This window comes from Acidobacterium sp. FHG110202_01 (assembly GCF_059115305.1).
In genome coordinates, this window is the sequence record NZ_JBZYWJ010000009.1 from 249,913 (window position 1) to 265,024 (window position 15,112).

General features: G+C 55.3%; 18 protein-coding genes. 3 read left to right on the forward strand and 15 right to left on the reverse strand.

Features of this window, described 5'->3' with window-relative positions; all coding sequences use genetic code 11:
* Positions 1-141 precede the first annotated feature (141 nt).
* Positions 142-576 carry a DUF4890 domain-containing protein gene (locus AC5S16_RS19025; protein WP_493931687.1) on the forward strand — a complete coding sequence of 145 codons (435 nt, stop codon included), beginning with the start codon at positions 142-144 and terminating at the stop codon, positions 574-576.
* Positions 577-587: 11 nt separating this feature from the next.
* On the opposite strand, the gene AC5S16_RS19030 is transcribed toward AC5S16_RS19025, so the two are convergent.
* Positions 588-1,481, reverse strand: a complete 894-nt coding sequence (locus tag AC5S16_RS19030) for an alpha/beta hydrolase (protein WP_493931688.1) — start codon at positions 1,479-1,481, stop codon at positions 588-590.
* Between the two features lie 324 nt (positions 1,482-1,805).
* Here AC5S16_RS19030 and AC5S16_RS19035 point away from each other — a divergent pair, with 324 nt between their 5' ends.
* Together AC5S16_RS19035 and AC5S16_RS19040 are read left to right on the forward strand one after the other, a co-directional pair.
* Positions 1,806-2,447, forward strand: a complete 642-nt coding sequence (locus tag AC5S16_RS19035) for a hypothetical protein (protein ID WP_493931689.1) — start codon at positions 1,806-1,808, stop codon at positions 2,445-2,447.
* Positions 2,448-2,663: 216 nt separating this feature from the next.
* A complete protein-coding gene (locus AC5S16_RS19040) occupies positions 2,664-4,094 on the forward strand; it encodes a glutamine synthetase family protein (protein WP_493931690.1) in 1,431 nt (476 codons plus the stop codon).
* Between the two features lie 121 nt (positions 4,095-4,215).
* On the opposite strand, the gene AC5S16_RS19045 is transcribed toward AC5S16_RS19040, so the two are convergent.
* From AC5S16_RS19045 to AC5S16_RS19110, 14 genes are all read right to left on the reverse strand, one after another.
* On the reverse strand, positions 4,216-6,885 hold the full coding sequence (locus AC5S16_RS19045) for an ABC transporter permease (RefSeq protein ID WP_493931691.1): 2,670 nt from the start codon (positions 6,883-6,885) through the stop codon (positions 4,216-4,218).
* Between the two features lie 46 nt (positions 6,886-6,931).
* On the reverse strand, positions 6,932-7,261 hold the full coding sequence (locus AC5S16_RS19050; RefSeq protein ID WP_493931692.1) for a PadR family transcriptional regulator: 330 nt from the start codon (positions 7,259-7,261) through the stop codon (positions 6,932-6,934).
* Between the two features lie 333 nt (positions 7,262-7,594).
* Positions 7,595-7,954: a hypothetical protein gene (locus AC5S16_RS19055; RefSeq protein WP_493931693.1), complete on the reverse strand. Its 360-nt coding sequence runs from the start codon at positions 7,952-7,954 to the stop codon at positions 7,595-7,597.
* 12 nt (positions 7,955-7,966) lie between these two features.
* The gene (locus tag AC5S16_RS19060) at positions 7,967-8,158 is read right to left on the reverse strand and encodes a hypothetical protein (protein ID WP_493931694.1); all 192 of its coding nucleotides are present in this window, start codon (positions 8,156-8,158) and stop codon (positions 7,967-7,969) included.
* A gap of 294 nt (positions 8,159-8,452) precedes the next feature.
* On the reverse strand, positions 8,453-8,713 hold the full coding sequence (locus AC5S16_RS19065) for a 4Fe-4S dicluster domain-containing protein (protein WP_493931695.1): 261 nt from the start codon (positions 8,711-8,713) through the stop codon (positions 8,453-8,455).
* Between the two features lie 89 nt (positions 8,714-8,802).
* Positions 8,803-9,696 carry an inositol monophosphatase family protein gene (locus AC5S16_RS19070; protein WP_493931696.1) on the reverse strand — a complete coding sequence of 298 codons (894 nt, stop codon included), beginning with the start codon at positions 9,694-9,696 and terminating at the stop codon, positions 8,803-8,805.
* Positions 9,693-10,019 (reverse strand): RNA chaperone Hfq, encoded by a 327-nt coding sequence (locus AC5S16_RS19075; protein WP_493931697.1) that lies wholly within the window; start codon positions 10,017-10,019, stop codon positions 9,693-9,695. Before AC5S16_RS19075 ends, AC5S16_RS19070 begins: the two co-directional genes overlap by 4 nt.
* Positions 10,020-10,031: 12 nt before the next feature.
* Positions 10,032-10,931 carry a VWA domain-containing protein gene (locus AC5S16_RS19080; protein WP_493931698.1) on the reverse strand — a complete coding sequence of 300 codons (900 nt, stop codon included), beginning with the start codon at positions 10,929-10,931 and terminating at the stop codon, positions 10,032-10,034.
* Entirely contained in the window at positions 10,928-11,626 is a 699-nt protein-coding gene (locus AC5S16_RS19085) for a molybdenum cofactor biosynthesis protein (RefSeq protein WP_493931699.1), read from the reverse strand. The genes AC5S16_RS19080 and AC5S16_RS19085 overlap by 4 nt, the downstream gene beginning before the upstream one ends.
* A 143-nt stretch (positions 11,627-11,769) precedes the next feature.
* Positions 11,770-12,591 carry an RES family NAD+ phosphorylase gene (locus AC5S16_RS19090; RefSeq protein WP_493931700.1) on the reverse strand — a complete coding sequence of 274 codons (822 nt, stop codon included), beginning with the start codon at positions 12,589-12,591 and terminating at the stop codon, positions 11,770-11,772.
* Between the two features lie 32 nt (positions 12,592-12,623).
* The gene (locus AC5S16_RS19095; protein WP_493931701.1) at positions 12,624-13,073 is read right to left on the reverse strand and encodes an antitoxin Xre-like helix-turn-helix domain-containing protein; all 450 of its coding nucleotides are present in this window, start codon (positions 13,071-13,073) and stop codon (positions 12,624-12,626) included.
* Positions 13,074-13,163: 90 nt separating this feature from the next.
* A complete protein-coding gene (locus AC5S16_RS19100; protein WP_493931702.1) occupies positions 13,164-13,358 on the reverse strand; it encodes a DUF3311 domain-containing protein in 195 nt (64 codons plus the stop codon).
* Entirely contained in the window at positions 13,355-13,909 is a 555-nt protein-coding gene (locus AC5S16_RS19105; RefSeq protein WP_493931703.1) for a DUF488 domain-containing protein, read from the reverse strand. The genes AC5S16_RS19100 and AC5S16_RS19105 overlap by 4 nt, the downstream gene beginning before the upstream one ends.
* Positions 13,875-15,086, reverse strand: coding sequence for a GGDEF domain-containing protein (locus AC5S16_RS19110; protein WP_493931704.1), 1,212 nt, complete (start codon positions 15,084-15,086; stop codon positions 13,875-13,877). Before AC5S16_RS19110 ends, AC5S16_RS19105 begins: the two co-directional genes overlap by 35 nt.
* Positions 15,087-15,112 lie beyond the last annotated feature (26 nt).

Genomic DNA, 15,112 nt, shown 5'->3' on the forward strand with positions numbered 1-15,112 from the left:
CCATAAGTCATCGAGCATCAGCTGGATATAAAGCTATTATGCGCGACCCGAAAGCGCAGGTGCTTTGTCTCCGACAAAACTTTACACATATCACTGAGATTTTCCAGCTAAGTCTGCCCTAGATTCGAGATAGGAGGAAACATGAAATCGAAGCACTTATTAATTGCATGTTTTATAGCTTTCGCCATTCCGGGCTCGTATCTTGCCTTGGGCCAATCCGCAACAAGCAGTTCAACCAGTCAGGATGCCTCTGCTCCTCAAACAACCGGAGGCTGGCCTACTCCGGAGCAGGTAGTTGCCAGAATGAGCAGCAAACTGAATCTGACAGATGATCAGAAAAGTAAAATCACGCCCATCATCGCGGACAGGCAGTCACAAATGAAGGCGCTGATGGCCGACAACTCAGGGAGAGGATTCCGGAAAGCTCGCAAGGCCAAATCGATCATGTCCGATAGCGACAAGAAGATTGAAGCCGTGCTGACCAGCGATCAGAAGCAGGCATACGAGCAGATGAGAGAAGAAAACCGCGAACAGTTTCGCGAGCGCATGCAACAGCGTAACAATCCGCAGCAGTAGGCTGCGGATTGTTACTGGAGACGAGTAAGTGGCTTAATAGGAATTCCATCACTCCAGTACCCCATAGAAAGAACTCCGGGATCGAGAAAAAAGCCGCTGTTCTGCGGATGCATAAAAGCAGCGTCAAGCAGCTGATCCAGTAGCCGCCATATTCCCATGTAGTCGAGGGCATCTACCGTGCCGGCATTCATCGAGTTCCGGCTGATCGCAAATCTGAATGGCTGCTCGGCGGACTGGCTGTCACCGGGGAGCGTGGCTGAAGGAGCAAAATGGTTCGCAACCAGCGCAGGCGAACCATGATCGTCGCTGTGCAGCATAAAAAGCGCCTTATTGCTCTCGGGCACATGCACTGATTCGTGAAGGATCCGCTGGCCATCGAAAGTTCCTACCGAAGTGTCATCCTCGCCTACCAGAACTAAAAGCAGCGTGTCGTGTGGAAGACTGCTCAAGTCAGCCAGCGGCACCGAGGCAATGCCACCGCGGCGGCTGTCCCCCGGCTCCACAGGCATCACGGCACTTATTTGCGGCAGGCCTTCTGATGTGGCCTTCGCCGCGATTCCTGCAGCCACCATTCCACCCGCTGAATGCCCCGTCACTGCCATGCGATCGGTGTCTGGAAGCACACCGGCATGTTCCGTGCGCAGCAATTCAAGCCCGGCCTTCACCGCTGCAATCGCATTCGGCAGGAACTGCGCGGTGGGCGTGCGCAGATTGTCCTGATAATTCGGCCATAAAACAATGTTTCCTCGCATCACGAGATGATCAATCCATGCCTGATAGCCTCTGGAATTGATCGCACCCCATCCATGGCAGAAGATCACGACAGGCGCCTTCTCAGGCACAGGATCAGATGGAAGAAACAGCCATCCTCCTTTCCCTCCATCTGCAATTTTGAGAGAAATCACCGAGTGCGATCGTGTTTCACTGCTCCCCGGCCCATGCAAGGGCTGCTTCGGTTGTGCAGGCTGCGCACATACGGTACAGAAAGCTGCCAACCAGACAGTCAACAGAACGAACCATTTACATCGAATCATTTGCCTCATCGCTTCCCTGCTACATCCACTCTCAGTTTGGGCTATGCAGGACCAGTCAGCATGTAAAGATTTGTCCGCGATAAAAGCATCGACGGACTTTACAAATCCCTACATTTGTCATGGCGACTTGAGCATGCGCAATGAGTTCCAATCAATGCACGGCTTGTTCCGTGACTCTCTTCAACGGAGTACATCATGACTTTGAAAAACAAATTTGGTTTGGCTGTCGCTGCCCTTATGCTCGGAACCAGTCTGGCGCCGGCCCAGGCAGTCCGGCACAGATGGAGCGCCGGGCCTCGTGGCACTCGTTCCGTAACCCAGACTCGCGGCAATGGGCAATTCTCCAGTACGCGGAATGCAACTGGTGCAAATGGCGGAACTTACTCAAATCAACGGAATGTCTCTTCCGGCCAGTACTCAGACTCCCGCACCGCAACCGGCCCTAACGGAGGGACTCTTACGTCGCAAAAAACAGTGCAGAATGGCCAGCTGGACAGCTCAAGAACAATCACCGGACCGAATGGCGGGACCTATACTAACCAACGGACTGCCGGCAATGGCCAGTATTCGGATACACGCACAGTAAACGGCGCAAATGGCGGGACCTATACCAACCAGCGAAATGCGAGCAACAGTCAGTACTCGGATAGCCGCACCGTCAACGGCGCTGCTGGAGGAACCTATACGTCTCAGCGCACCGTCCAGCCGGGACAGCTGACCAGTTCGAAGACAGCCGTCGGCCCCAATGGAGCCAAATATACCGATCAACGCACAGTCTCCAATGGCCAGGTGACAAATACCAGGACGGTTACCCCAGCGCCGCAGCCTCAGCTTTAACATTGTGGCAAAGCATGCATACCAGGTCGCATACAATGGGTATGCGACCTTTATTTTTTAATAACTAATTTCTATTGTCGTGATTACTTTTTCTGATATGCGAGCATTGTTTATATCGCACGCGATACCCTAATTGGCAGAGAAAAACAACGAGCCAGGTCGAGCTTGCCCGTCAAGCCACGGTGGGCTTTGGTTGAACCCATCCAGAGGAGATGCATGTCCAACGAATTTCGTAATTTCCTGTCGCTCTCATACGCAGAGCTCGAAGAGAAAAACCTCAAAGCCAAAGAACAGCGCAAGAGCCGCGTAGCACCCGGAAAGATTCAGGAAGAACGTCTCAAGTACCTCACCGATACTAAGGAAATCAAAGCTGTCACCGTGCTGTTCAGCGACCTTGAAGGCCGCCTGCACATGCTCGACTACGATAAGAAGTTCCTTATCAAGAGCTATGACAACCTTACCTTTGACGGCTCCTCCATTCGCGGCTTTACCGCGCAGCGCGAGAGCGATCTCCGCCTCGGCATTGACTGGGGCTCGTTCTACTGGGTCCCGGCAGATTTCTTTGGCCCTGGCAAAGTGCTCGTCTTTGGCGACGTCATCGACAAGGGCGGAGCACCCTATGCCGCCGACGTGCGCGGCCTTCTGAAAGGCTTCGCTGAAGACCTGCACAAGAAGCACGGCTACACGCTGAATGCCGCCAATGAAATCGAGGGTTTCATTTTCGCTGGAACCGACGCGGAAAAGCGCTTCCCTGCAACCGGAAAATTCGAATACGTAAACACCGGCGGCTACTACCACTCGCTGCCCGGCGACCCCCTTCGCGCCTTCATCGACACGACTGCCGAAGTGCTGCGCGCCATGGGCTTCGAAAATGAAAAGGACCACCCCGAAGTTGCCCCCTCGCAATTTGAGATCAACTATGGATATGGCGAAGTTCTCGGCGCCGCTGACCAGATCCAGCTCTACAAACTGATCTGTCGCCAGGTCGCAACCAACCTGGGTATGACGGCCTCCTTTCTGCCGAAACCAGTCGTTGGCGTCAACGGCAGCGGCATGCACACCAACGTCTCCATCAGCAAGAACGGCAAAAACCTTTTCTGGGATCCCAAGGGCGAAGAGAAGCTATCCAAACCAGGCTGGGACTTCGTCGACCGCATCCTGACGCATGGCAATGATATCTGCCTGCTGCTCAATTCGAGTGTCAACTCCTACCGCCGCCTCGATCCGCACTTCGAAGCTCCGAACCAGCTGAAGGCTTCAGCCACCGATCGCGGTTCCATGGTGCGCATCCCCATCGGCAACGAGAAGAGCATGCGCGTTGAAGTGCGCTCGGTCGCTCCGGATGCGAACCCGTACCTGGTGCTTTACTCCATCTTCAAATCGGGCATCGACGGTGAAACCGCGACCATTAAGAACCTACGCCAGGCGCAGCGCTACCTGCCTGACAACGTCTACACCGCCATCGACAACTTCCGCAACGCCACCTGGACCACGAAGCTGCTCGGCGAAGACGTCAAGGCACGCTATGCCGATCTCAAGCAAGCATCAGCTGATCGCTGCCCGCGCCTGCTCGGGACCTTCGTCAAGCCCGCGGAAGTCCAGTTCCACCACGAGGTCTACAATCAGTTCCTCTGGAACGAGTTCTAAAAATAAACAAAATCATCTGCGTTGTTGCTTATCCGCCCCGGTTTCCTGCCGGGGCGATTTTCTTATGGCGAAAGACAGACGTATTTTCGGCACTCCATCTTTCGTTTCATAGGCCCAGCCCTTACTCTGTTCTTAAAGCCTGCATCGGATCCATTCGCGACGCCCTCCACGCCGGCAAAGCGCACGCGAACACAGCAACCAGAAGCAGCATCAAACAAACCAGCACAAACACTGAGACATCCAGCGGGCTAGTCCCATAAAGCACCGATCGGATCAGCTGCACCACACCTATGCTCCCTGCAATGCCAAAAGCCACACCCAGCAATGCTGGACGAAGCCCATCCAGCAGCACAAGCCGTAATACTTGTTCCCTGTTCGCGCCCAGAGCAATTCGCACTCCGATCTCCGTCGTCCGCTGCGTTACCAGATACGCCAGCACTCCATACAAACCAACCCCTGCCAATACCAATGAAAGTCCAGCAAAGGCAAGAACCAGCGTTGCGTTAAAGCTCGAATCCGCAGTAGACCGTCCGATGACCTCGTCCATCGTAAGCACTCGAGCCACAGGAAGCGCCGGGTCCAGCTCGGATATCTGCTTCTGAACCTGCAGCGCATATGCTACAGGATTTCCAGCTGTCCGCACTACCAGCGTTGCGTCCGTTGTGTTCATTAAAATTCCGGAGAGGATGGGGAAATACATCATCACCCGCTGCTTTTGCTCCGGTGTTTCCTGCAAGCTATAAAGCGTATCGCCAACCACGCCGACAATCTCGTAGTCCTCGCCATCTTTGTTCCGCCACTTCACATGCAGATGCTTACCGATCGGGTCCTCATTTGGAAAATACGCTCGCACAAACTGCTGGCTGATAATGACGTACTTATCGCGCTCCAGTCGTTCGTCTTCCGTAAAGAACCTGCCCCGCATCAGGGGAATTTGCATCGCGGAAAAATATCCGGGATCAACAGAGCGAAACATCGCAAAAACATGTTTCCCCGGCGGCAGCGGCGGATGCTCGGGAATCGTAAATCCTGTATCGCCGTAATAGCCATCACCCGGAACAACGGATGTAAGCCCGGCAGCCCGCACTCCGGGCAGATGACGCACACGTTCCAGCAACTGTGTATGAAATCCGATTACCTGCTCCGGCTTCTCATATTTCGCGTCGTGCAGAAAATACTTTATCGTCAGAATATTCTTGGTCGCGCAGCCCAGATCGGCGGAGCGCAGCCGCAGAAAGCTCTTGAAAAGCAATCCTCCACAGACAAGCAAAATAACCGTAAAAGCAATCTCCACCGCGAGCAGCGTCTTGCGCAATGCAGTACGCGAAGACCCGCCGCCGACATTTCTTGACGATTCCTGCAGCGCTGCCAGCATCCCGCTGCCCGTAGCAGAAATCGCAGGCAGCAGACCGGCAAAGATTCCAGATAGAAAGGTAATTGCAATTGCAAAGGCACACACGCCGCCATCAAGATGAATGGTGTCCGTGCGTGGCATGTCGCTCCAGTGCGTTGTAAGCCAGCTCGTTACAGAAAGCGCCAGCGTCACGCCGAGCACACCGCCAATCACGCAGATCAGCAAACTCTCGGTTAATTGCTCGCGGCAAAGACGCCAACGGCTGCTGCCCAGCGCAGAGCGGATGGCGATTTCCTTGCGCCGGGCGGACGCGCGCGCTACCAGCAGATTTGAAATGTTGAGACACGCAATCAGCAGCAGACATCCCACAGCGCCCATCAGGACATAAAGCGGCGTCTTTACATCCCCGACGATGTCTTCCAGCATCGGACGATAGCTCACGCCTTGTGCAATCGGGCCCTTCGTATTCAGGCTCTGAAAAAGCTGGTATTGCACTGCATCCAGTTCCTTCGTAGCTCCTTCGGCGCTCACACCAGGCTTCAGGCGCGCTACAACGTGGGCCATGTGATTGTAGTGGCTTTGTAAAGCTTCCGCAGTGTTGTCGATATGGTATGGAACCCAAAGCTGAATTACCGGATCGGGATAGCTGAACGATTCCGGAAGCACTCCCACAACCGTATACGGACGCTCGTTCAGTTTGATCGTCTGCCCCACAATCGCGGGATCGCCGTGAAACCGCCGCTGAAACAAGCTCCACGTAATCATGCACGTCAATGAAGCAGATGCCGTATCCTCATCCGGTGAGAATGTCCGCCCCAGTGCCGGCTGAACACCCAGGATCGAAAAGATATTCCACGATGCAGTGATCGCATTCAAAGCTTCCGGCAATTCGTTATTGTTGCCGGTAATGTTGAAGCCGGACCAGCGCCAGAGCGCCATCTGCTCAAAGCCATGTGATTGCCGCTGCCAGTCATAAAAATCGCCTGCAGCAACAATGTTGTATTTCGTTTCCCCTTGATGGCTATAGAGCATGACCAGCCGGTTTGGCTCTTTGAACGGCAGCGGTTTGAGCAGCACAGAACGCACAATCGTAAACAGCGATACATTCGCGCCAATGCCAATCGCAATCACAAGAATGGAGATAACAGCAAACCCCGGCGTCCTGGCCAGAGTGCGAATTCCAATCCGTATATCTCGAACCGACTGCTCCAGCCAGTTCCAGCTCCACGTATTGCGCGTCTGGTCGCGCAGCGCCGTTGGATTCCCGAAGCTGCGCATAGCCGCATGCCGTGCCTCTTCCGCGCTCATTCCAGCGGCCACATTTTCGGCGGTCTGGTGCTCAAGATGAAACTGCAATTCCTCATCCAGCCGTGCTCCGGCCTCACCTCGATGAACGAGCATCAGAAACCACATTCTCACCTGATGAATCCAGCGCATCGCAATTGCCTCCGTGTTCTCTGTGCTCCCTGTAGTGAAATCTTTCTTACGCCCCTTCCACCACGAGATTGATCGCCTGCGAGAGCCGGCTCCAGTTCGCAGCCTCAGCCTCAAGCTGCTTGCGGCCCGCCATTGTCAACGAGTAGAACTTCGCCTGCCGCCCGGTTTCGCTCTCCGCCCATTTCGCCCTGATCCACCCTTGCTGCTCCAAACGATGTAACGCCGGATAGAGCGAGCCCTGCTGCACCTGCAGCACCTCACCTGAAACCTGCTGGATGCGCTTCGCAATCGCCCACCCATGCTTCGGCTCAAGCGAGATCGTCTTCAATATCAAAAGGTCGAGTGTTCCCTGAACAAGATCGCTGGGTTTTCCCATGCCATGATTATCTACATATCATCTTGTAGACCGTCAAGGTATCAAGAAAAAACTTCCACAATGCAGCGCATCAGCCTGTGATATTCTAGGAGAATAAAAGGCGAATACAATTTGGCTCACATTTCGACACGAGTGAGACAGATTGGGCTGACATCAAAGTCTCCGCACTCCCAGTGAGGTGCCGGAAGGCGACTCAGATGAGTCTTCCAGATCAGGTGCTCAAAGTGGCTAAGAACAAAGGCAATCGTCGGAAGCGGCTCAGCAAGGCAGTTGTTCTCACCGAACCACCGAAAAGCCTGAAAGGGTTCCGGCGCGAAACTGTAGTGGTAGAGCCTAAAGAATATCTTTCCACCGAGCCGCGGGCTTCCGCATCTCAATCTCCGAGCTCTTCGCCTTGCGGCGCACGGCCCTCTTAGCTCTGGGATGGCCGAACACAGCTCGAATGCACAGGATCAACAATCCAGCCACTTCGCCAATGGTGGCACCGCCCAGCCAGAGCAAGACGTCTTCGGGCAGGTTAAACCCCTGCACTCCGAAGCCCTGCAGGAAATAAATCCCCATCGTGGAAAGCAGCAGAAATCCAAACGCGCAAAGCAGAAAAACGAGAACGATATTGCGCAGCCGCCACGATTCGGCTTCCACCCGTGTTGTCCAGTCCTTCGGAGTCAGCCGGGTTTCTGTTTTACCGCTCATTCCTGCACAAAACTACACACGCGCTGCACGCGAAGGCGCCTGCTGGCGCACTGCACGCTGTTTTGCAATCTTCTGAAGAGCAGGTGTGACCAGGACCCGGTAGCTCTCGTCGTCTTCGTTCACTGCGGCGATTTCGTTGCCGTTCCTCGTCTCATGCACTGCCCACTCAAAGATCGTCAGTGCGTTATTGATAAGGTCTTTCATTGTGTCTAAACCCGCTTCGGATTGGAGTTCTTTTAGCTCGTGAATACGCTCTTCTGGGAATTCAAAATTCAATCTCATTGTTTCGTTTCTATGCCCTCTTTCCTTGAGATTTGATTCAAGGACATCCTGGAGCCTGTACTGATAAACAGCATGCTTTCAGAATATGAGCAAATAACATATATGTAAAGTGTATATAATGAGTATATTTTACTCATTAAACCGAGGGGAAATTCCTGCCCAGAAACGGAAACGCGCAGCCCGGAGGCTGCGCGTTTCTTGGATATCTAAAAAAAATTAACGCCCGAAGTAGGTAGCGTTCTTCTGGGTGAACTCCTGCCATTTTTCCGGCAGGTCATCGGCGGCAAAAATTGCCGATACAGGGCAGACGGGAACGCAGGCGCCGCAGTCGATGCACTCGACAGGATCGATATAGAGCTGCTGCTGTTCGGCGTGAGGAGCTTCATCCTTCTTCGGATGGATGCAGTCAACCGGACACGCATCCACGCAGGCTGTGTCTTTCGTGCCGATACAGGGTTCCGCAATTACATAAGCCATGAAAGCTTTTCTCCGGTGCAGGTAATTAAATTTATTGTATCAGCGCTGGCCGCGCGGATAGACGCGCTCTGGGACGTAAAAACAAAAATCTAGCGCCCTCGTTCCGCCCTCCGCTCGGCGAACTGCTTCGGAGTCGGAATCGGATCCAGATTGCGCCCGGCAAACATGTCCTGAAACAGCCCAATCACTTCCTTCAGGATCAGCCCGTTCGTAGCCAGCACTTCCCTGCTGTTCAGCTTAAACGGACTGCCGTCGAACGTAGTCACCGTGCCGCCAGCCTCGAGCACCATCAATGCTCCGGCCGACGTGTCCCACGGATTCAGATTGAACTCCCAATACCCGTCAAACCGCCCACAGGCTGTATACACAAGGTCAATCGCCGCTGATCCCGCGCGACGCACGCCATGTGACCGCAGAGTCACCTGCTGATAGAAATGGACATTCGGATTCTCATGGCGTGAGCGGCTCGGAAAACCCGTAGCCAGCAGGCCTTCCGCCAGATCATCTGTGCGCGATACATGAATGCGCTTGCCATTGAGATATGCGCCCTTGCCCTTCTCTGCGACAAAAAGCTCATCGCGCGTCGGGTCATAGACAACGCCCGCGATCAGCACTCCATCCTCATCCGGAGCGAGCCCCGCCGGGCGATGCTCCAGCCCCAGCGAGATGCAGAAAACCGGAAAGCCGTGTGCGAAATTCGTCGTCCCATCCAGAGGATCGACATACCAGCGGTATTCGCGATCAAGATGGTCGCGCGTTCCCTCTTCGCCGTAGATACCGTGATCCGGAAACAGAGCGCGCAGGCGTTCGCCGATCAGCTTTTCTGAAGCGCGGTCGGCTTCCGTCACCAGATCCACATCGCCCTTGTATTCGGTGGCCACTCCGCGATAGTAGAAGTCGCGGATAAGCGCACCGGCCTCAAGCGCAATGGCTGCAGCCGGCCCCGCAAATTCCAGAGAGACATCAGAAGGCAGTTGGCTCACTTATGTTCTCCGTTAGCGTGGCCTTCGCCTTCTTCCGGAGTCCTGCGCGTATTGCGCACGCGCGCTCCGTGGCGTCCCGCCTGTTCCGTGATCGTGCGAATCTGGTGCTTGTAGATGAATAGATTCGGCTTGCCTTCGCGTGTGAGGCGAATCATGCGGTCGTCGAAATACTCGATCCATCCGGTGACCGTCTCGCCGTCGCGCAGCTTCACCGCAACGGGAACCTGCTTTTCGCTCAAGAAGCGCAGGTAGAGAGCTTCCTGACCGGTCTCTCCGGGAGGCGGACTTTTTTGTCGGCGGCGGGAAGAATGAGAAAAGACCATGCCCAATTGTATCTACTGGGCCGGAGTTGCATAGTATCCCGTGCGGTGGCGCACCGTGTAATGCGCATTCGACGGCTGCTTCACCGTCACGTTGATCGTGCGGAAATCAGAGTCCGACCGTCGATGTTCAGGATAGTACGCCAGCAGATACTGTGTTCGCAGGTCATCTGAAACTTTCTGGAAAACCTGTGCCAGGTGCGCAGCATCCGCGTAGAAGTACTTCCCGCCAGTCTCCTGCGAGAGCGTAATCATCGCGTGCTCGCCACCGGTATCGCGCCCGGCATCCGCGGCAATCGGCACATCAATAATGCTGTAGACCATCGTCTCCGAGCGCACTGCCTGCTCCAGCGCATCGGCATAATCCACGCCCTTCACCGTGTTGCTGCCGTCCGAGATCAGCACCAGCACCTTCCGCCCCGGCTGGTTGGAAAGATTCTGCGCCGAAAGATACACCGCGTCATAAAGCGCAGTCGCCGGACCGCTCGCCAGGTTGTCAATCCCGTAATCGATCCTGCTGAGCTTGTTAGTGAAAGGCACGACCTCTCTCACATCGGAAGAGAAATCAATCAGATCGAGCCGGTCTACAGGCCGCAGCAGCGAATGCACGAAGCTATGCGCGGCACGCTTTTCCACTGAGAAATCCTTGGCTACGCTGCCGCTCGTATCAATCGCCAGCACAATCGAAAGCGGCATCCCCAATTGCTTCTCAAATACAGCAATCTTCTGCGGATGCCCATCTTCCGCGAGCGTAAAGTCCTCTTTCGTGAGGCCGCCTACCGGAGCGCCATTTGTATCCGTCACGTTGACAAATACATTGATCAAGTGAACATCCACCCGGATCGGAGGCATCCCCTGCGCCTGCAGTACAGCTGCCGCAGCCAGAAACATCGCCATGGCGGCAAGCTGCTTCATGACGCGATAGGCCCTCGCAGCTTCTCTGGAAACGGCTCTCCGTCAGCCCACACGACGCCGTCTTCAAAATGCTCTTTCTTCCAGATGGGCACCGTCTTCTTCAGCGTGTCGATGAGCCAGCGGCAAGCATCGAACGCTGCCGGGCGATGCGCCGAAGCCACGGCAATCAGCACGCTTGTTTCGCTGACCTCCAATTTTCCCAGCCTGTGCACCAGCAGCACATCGCGCACGGCGAAGTGTGTCAGCGCCTCTGCGGCGAGAGCCTGCATCTGCTTCAGGGCCATCTCCTCGTATGCTTCGTAAACCAGATACAGCGTGCGCCTGCCATGCGTGTTGTTGCGGACAATCCCATCAAAGACGACTACTGCTCCATCTTCTCCATGCTTCAGGCGGTTCACCAGCGCATCGGCCTGAATTGGCTCACGAACCAGCGCCACGTGCGATGCCAGGCTACCTCCGCTCACCGGAGGAAGCAGCGCAACTTCATCCCCCTCAGCCAATGGATGCGCAGGCGCAGCATATTCCTGGTTGACTGCAACAGCTAACGACTCCCAAAGCTGCGGATGTTGTGCCGACCGCGCGCGAAAATGATCAAGCAGTGTCGAGACCGTGGCGCCTGCCGGCATTTCCAATAATTCAGCGGATTCGGGGAAGAGGTCTTTGAGGACGCCAAAGAACAGTACGCGCACGTGCATACCTACAGAATACTTACATTAGACGGATGGACGCATCCGTCTGGAAGCAGAAGCTACGCTATGGAGCGACCTCTATGCTCTCTGCGTTGGGAGCTGGTTGAAGGATGGTGAAAGATTTTTTCATCCTGTATGAATGCCAAATCTCAAAACCCTTCCTTCACCAAAGTAGCCCGGCTTGGAGTCCATGTAAGCCGGAAGCGGCTCCCTTTGCGAACATTCGCCACGACACTCGGCTGAAAACACGCAATGCACGTGCCGCCTGGCCGTCGCACGCTGGGATAAACCACTCCAAGCGAGCCCTGTTCCAGCAACCGTACCGTCAGCTTCTGCGATTCGACGTAGCTGTCAGGATCCAGGCAGCTGGCAAATCGGCCTGTTTTTTCGGCATCCGCGCGCAGGTCGTGAAAGCTTCCGGTAAAGTCTGCCAGATACTCGTCGTATTGCATCACCTCGCGCTCCGTCCAGTTGACCTCGGCAAATTCGACGGATTTATGAAAGATAATTTCGGCCTTCGAAGTAGCCAGCTCAAACCCCGCATACCAAGCACCACGCTCGGGCGTAGAAAACCGCGCCCCCAGTGGGTTGGGATGCGTGAACGCAGCATTGATGATGCGGTAGCACGGAACGTTGAAAACCAGCTCGCGGGGCGTAATCCCCGGCCGCAGGTTCTCTTCCGCCTCCAGGCGCGCATTGGTCGCATTGTCCAGCTCAAAGATCTGCTGCAGATGATCATCATCGTCGGCAATACGCGTCAGCACCGATTCGAGGTTCGCGCTGTACTTCGCCGGAAGCAGCCGATGCGTATCGAAGCGGCGCAGCTGCGCCAACGGCGGCAGCGAGAGGTCTGCCTTCGGAGCTTCCGCCAGCGGCAATTCGGGATGCGCCTCCATCTGCGCGCGCACAGATGCCAGAGTGCCGGACGGATCATCAGGATTGGGTAAAGAAACAGCTTTGGCCCGTGTCATTTTGGAGGAGGTCTGCAAATTTCAATCTTGATCTAGCCGCCGCGACGCGCATCCAGCAACCGCCGCACTATGTCCATCGCCGGTGTTCCGCCCTGCAGCATATACGCAAGCGGCGTGCGCCCTGTAAACAGCGGATTTGTATTCGGAAGCTGTACCCAGCTATCCGCAAGCTTCGTCCCGTAGAGAATATTCAGCGCCTTGAATATCCCGATCAGGTATGAGACACGCTGCAGCCGGTCCTGGTCGAGCACCTGCCGCGAGTCCCGCTTCATCTGGTAATACGCGCCGTTCGAAACGCCGCCCAGCAACTGGCGCGCATCCTCATCGCGAACCTGCCACTTCTCCACAATGTTGAAGAAGGCTCGCAGTGCTGCAGGCGATAAGCGCCGACGCTCTTCTCTCTGCGAAAGGTCCGGCAGTGCCGGCGGCGCATACAGTGTCGCCGGATACGCAAACGCATGGCCGGCATTTTGCCTTATCAAGGAATTTTTCTCCCTGGAGAGCATTTCATCATGCGCTCCATTTATGGAGAAGTATAACTCCAACAATAATGCAATTCCAAACAAAAACGTTCAGGAGCGCTTCGTCGTCACCAGATAAACCAGCCCTGTAACCACTCCCGTCAGCACAATCCAGACCATCTGGTACCAGTAAAAGAAAGGAAACCCGTAAAGCTCGGGCGAGCGGCGGGCATAGATTCCGGGAAACAGGAGTGCCAGAGCCGGGATCAGCAGCAGCCAGTTCCAATGTGCGCGGCGCAATTTCATGTTGTCTCGGATTGTAAACCGAACAGATCGTCTTCCGCCGGATACCACAGCCGCTCACCCTTCACCCGCGCAAAAGGAGTCATCTTATGCGCCTCGCGGCGGCTCTTCCCCTTCGCGTCATAGTAAATGTCCTCAACCGGAACACCGCGCACCATCAGCGCATCTCCCACCAGTGAACGATGACAGCGCCACGGAACAGCCTCCGCGCACATAATCGCCTTCTGCTCATGCGGACTCGCCGCCAGCAGTTCATCCATGGCCGAAGCAAACTCGGACGTCTGCATGTAGTCGGCATATCCACGAAAGCTCGAGTTGCGCCAGCCCGTATTGATGGAATCCTTCCGCGCGGCGCGCAGTCCACCCAGCGTTTTCTGCCACCGGTAGTCGATCCCGGCCTTTCCAAGCGACTTCTCCAGATTCTCCTGCGCAAATTGCGGATTGTGCCGCGACTTCGGAATCGTGCGAATATCCACCAGCCAGCGCACGCCATTTTCTTTCAGGATCGCCAGAAAAGCCTCAATGGGCAGTGTCGAATGACCGATGGTAAGCATCTCTCGCCTCAATATCGGGCAGATACAAGAAATCAGACTCCAGCATGACACGATTGCGGCCTGCCAGCTTGGCCGCATACATCGCCCGGTCAGCGCGGCGCAAAACCATTTCGAACGTGTCTTCGGCATCCAGCAGCGCCACACCAAAACTGGCCGTGACATTCATATGGCGAGATTCGTAGATGATATCGAGCTCTTCCACAATCACTCTCAGGCGCTGGGCCGTCTCCATTCCATTTTCAACACCAGTGTCCGGCAGCAGAACAACAAATTCTTCGCCGCCAAAGCGCGCCAGCACATCCTGTTTGCGCAAAGCCTCGGCGAGAGCCTTCGCCACTGCACCCAGCGCCGCATCGCCCACTTCGTGCCCATATTGATCGTTAATGTACTTGAAGTGGTCGATGTCCACGGCAAGCACCGCCAGCGCCTGACGATTGCGACGGCTGCGTTCCATCTCACGCAAAGCATGTTCCTCGAGAGCGCGGCGATTGGGCAAACCTGTCAAGGAGTCCGTTCGCGCCAGCTGCTCCTGGTTGGCATAGAGACGGGCCGACGTCATCCAGAAATACCCCAGCGGCACTCCGGCGATCAGGACATCGAACCCCAGAAACTCGAGCAGGTGCACAAATGCCGAACTGAAGAAATCGCCCGGAGTGCCTCTCACCGCGATGCTCACGCCCTGGACTGCAATTGCGCAGACAAAGATGGCAAAGAGGGACGCGGTCGAGATACACGGTGTTCGAACCGCGGCTTCCGCATAGCGGATCAGCACATACACGCTGAGCGCGCTGATACACACAACCGCAACGCTTATAACCAGCGTCCTTCCCCCAAAGCTGGGCCGGATGTACGTGTAGTACGCCACTCCCACGATTGTCCACGTAAGGATCAATACTTCCGGCCAGCTTCCTGTCCTTGCTCTCAGAAACCTGGCAAAGCAGCGATATGTCAGCAGGAGTCCGGCCATAACCAGAACATTCGACATAACCAGAGAAATGAAATCCGGAATATGTCCCTGCCCGATGCGGATCACCACACCTACCGCGCCCATCAGATAGGCAACGGCAAGCCAGAGAATCTGCCGGTAGCGCGGATTGTGCAGCGCAATAACAGCTAGCCCAATCGCATATCCCGTAAGCAGAAATATGTTGATATACAGGATGGTGTGGATTTCCATCGAATCTTGCTATAACCAGGCAAAAA

Coding starts and splice junctions, on each gene's coding strand:
- AC5S16_RS19025 (WP_493931687.1), top strand. CDS start 142: ATGAAATCGAAGCACTTATTAATTGCATGTTTTATAGCTTTCGCCATT.
- AC5S16_RS19035 (WP_493931689.1), top strand. CDS start 1,806: ATGACTTTGAAAAACAAATTTGGTTTGGCTGTCGCTGCCCTTATGCTC.
- AC5S16_RS19040 (WP_493931690.1), top strand. CDS start 2,664: ATGTCCAACGAATTTCGTAATTTCCTGTCGCTCTCATACGCAGAGCTC.
- AC5S16_RS19045 (WP_493931691.1), bottom strand. CDS start 6,885: ATGCGCTGGATTCATCAGGTGAGAATGTGGTTTCTGATGCTCGTTCAT.
- AC5S16_RS19050 (WP_493931692.1), bottom strand. CDS start 7,261: ATGGGAAAACCCAGCGATCTTGTTCAGGGAACACTCGACCTTTTGATA.
- AC5S16_RS19055 (WP_493931693.1), bottom strand. CDS start 7,954: ATGAGCGGTAAAACAGAAACCCGGCTGACTCCGAAGGACTGGACAACA.
- AC5S16_RS19060 (WP_493931694.1), bottom strand. CDS start 8,158: ATGAAAGACCTTATCAATAACGCACTGACGATCTTTGAGTGGGCAGTG.
- AC5S16_RS19065 (WP_493931695.1), bottom strand. CDS start 8,713: ATGGCTTATGTAATTGCGGAACCCTGTATCGGCACGAAAGACACAGCC.
- AC5S16_RS19075 (WP_493931697.1), bottom strand. CDS start 10,019: ATGGTCTTTTCTCATTCTTCCCGCCGCCGACAAAAAAGTCCGCCTCCC.
- AC5S16_RS19080 (WP_493931698.1), bottom strand. CDS start 10,931: ATGAAGCAGCTTGCCGCCATGGCGATGTTTCTGGCTGCGGCAGCTGTA.
- AC5S16_RS19085 (WP_493931699.1), bottom strand. CDS start 11,626: ATGCACGTGCGCGTACTGTTCTTTGGCGTCCTCAAAGACCTCTTCCCC.
- AC5S16_RS19090 (WP_493931700.1), bottom strand. CDS start 12,591: ATGACACGGGCCAAAGCTGTTTCTTTACCCAATCCTGATGATCCGTCC.
- AC5S16_RS19100 (WP_493931702.1), bottom strand. CDS start 13,358: ATGAAATTGCGCCGCGCACATTGGAACTGGCTGCTGCTGATCCCGGCT.
- AC5S16_RS19105 (WP_493931703.1), bottom strand. CDS start 13,909: ATGCTTACCATCGGTCATTCGACACTGCCCATTGAGGCTTTTCTGGCG.
- AC5S16_RS19110 (WP_493931704.1), bottom strand. CDS start 15,086: ATGGAAATCCACACCATCCTGTATATCAACATATTTCTGCTTACGGGA.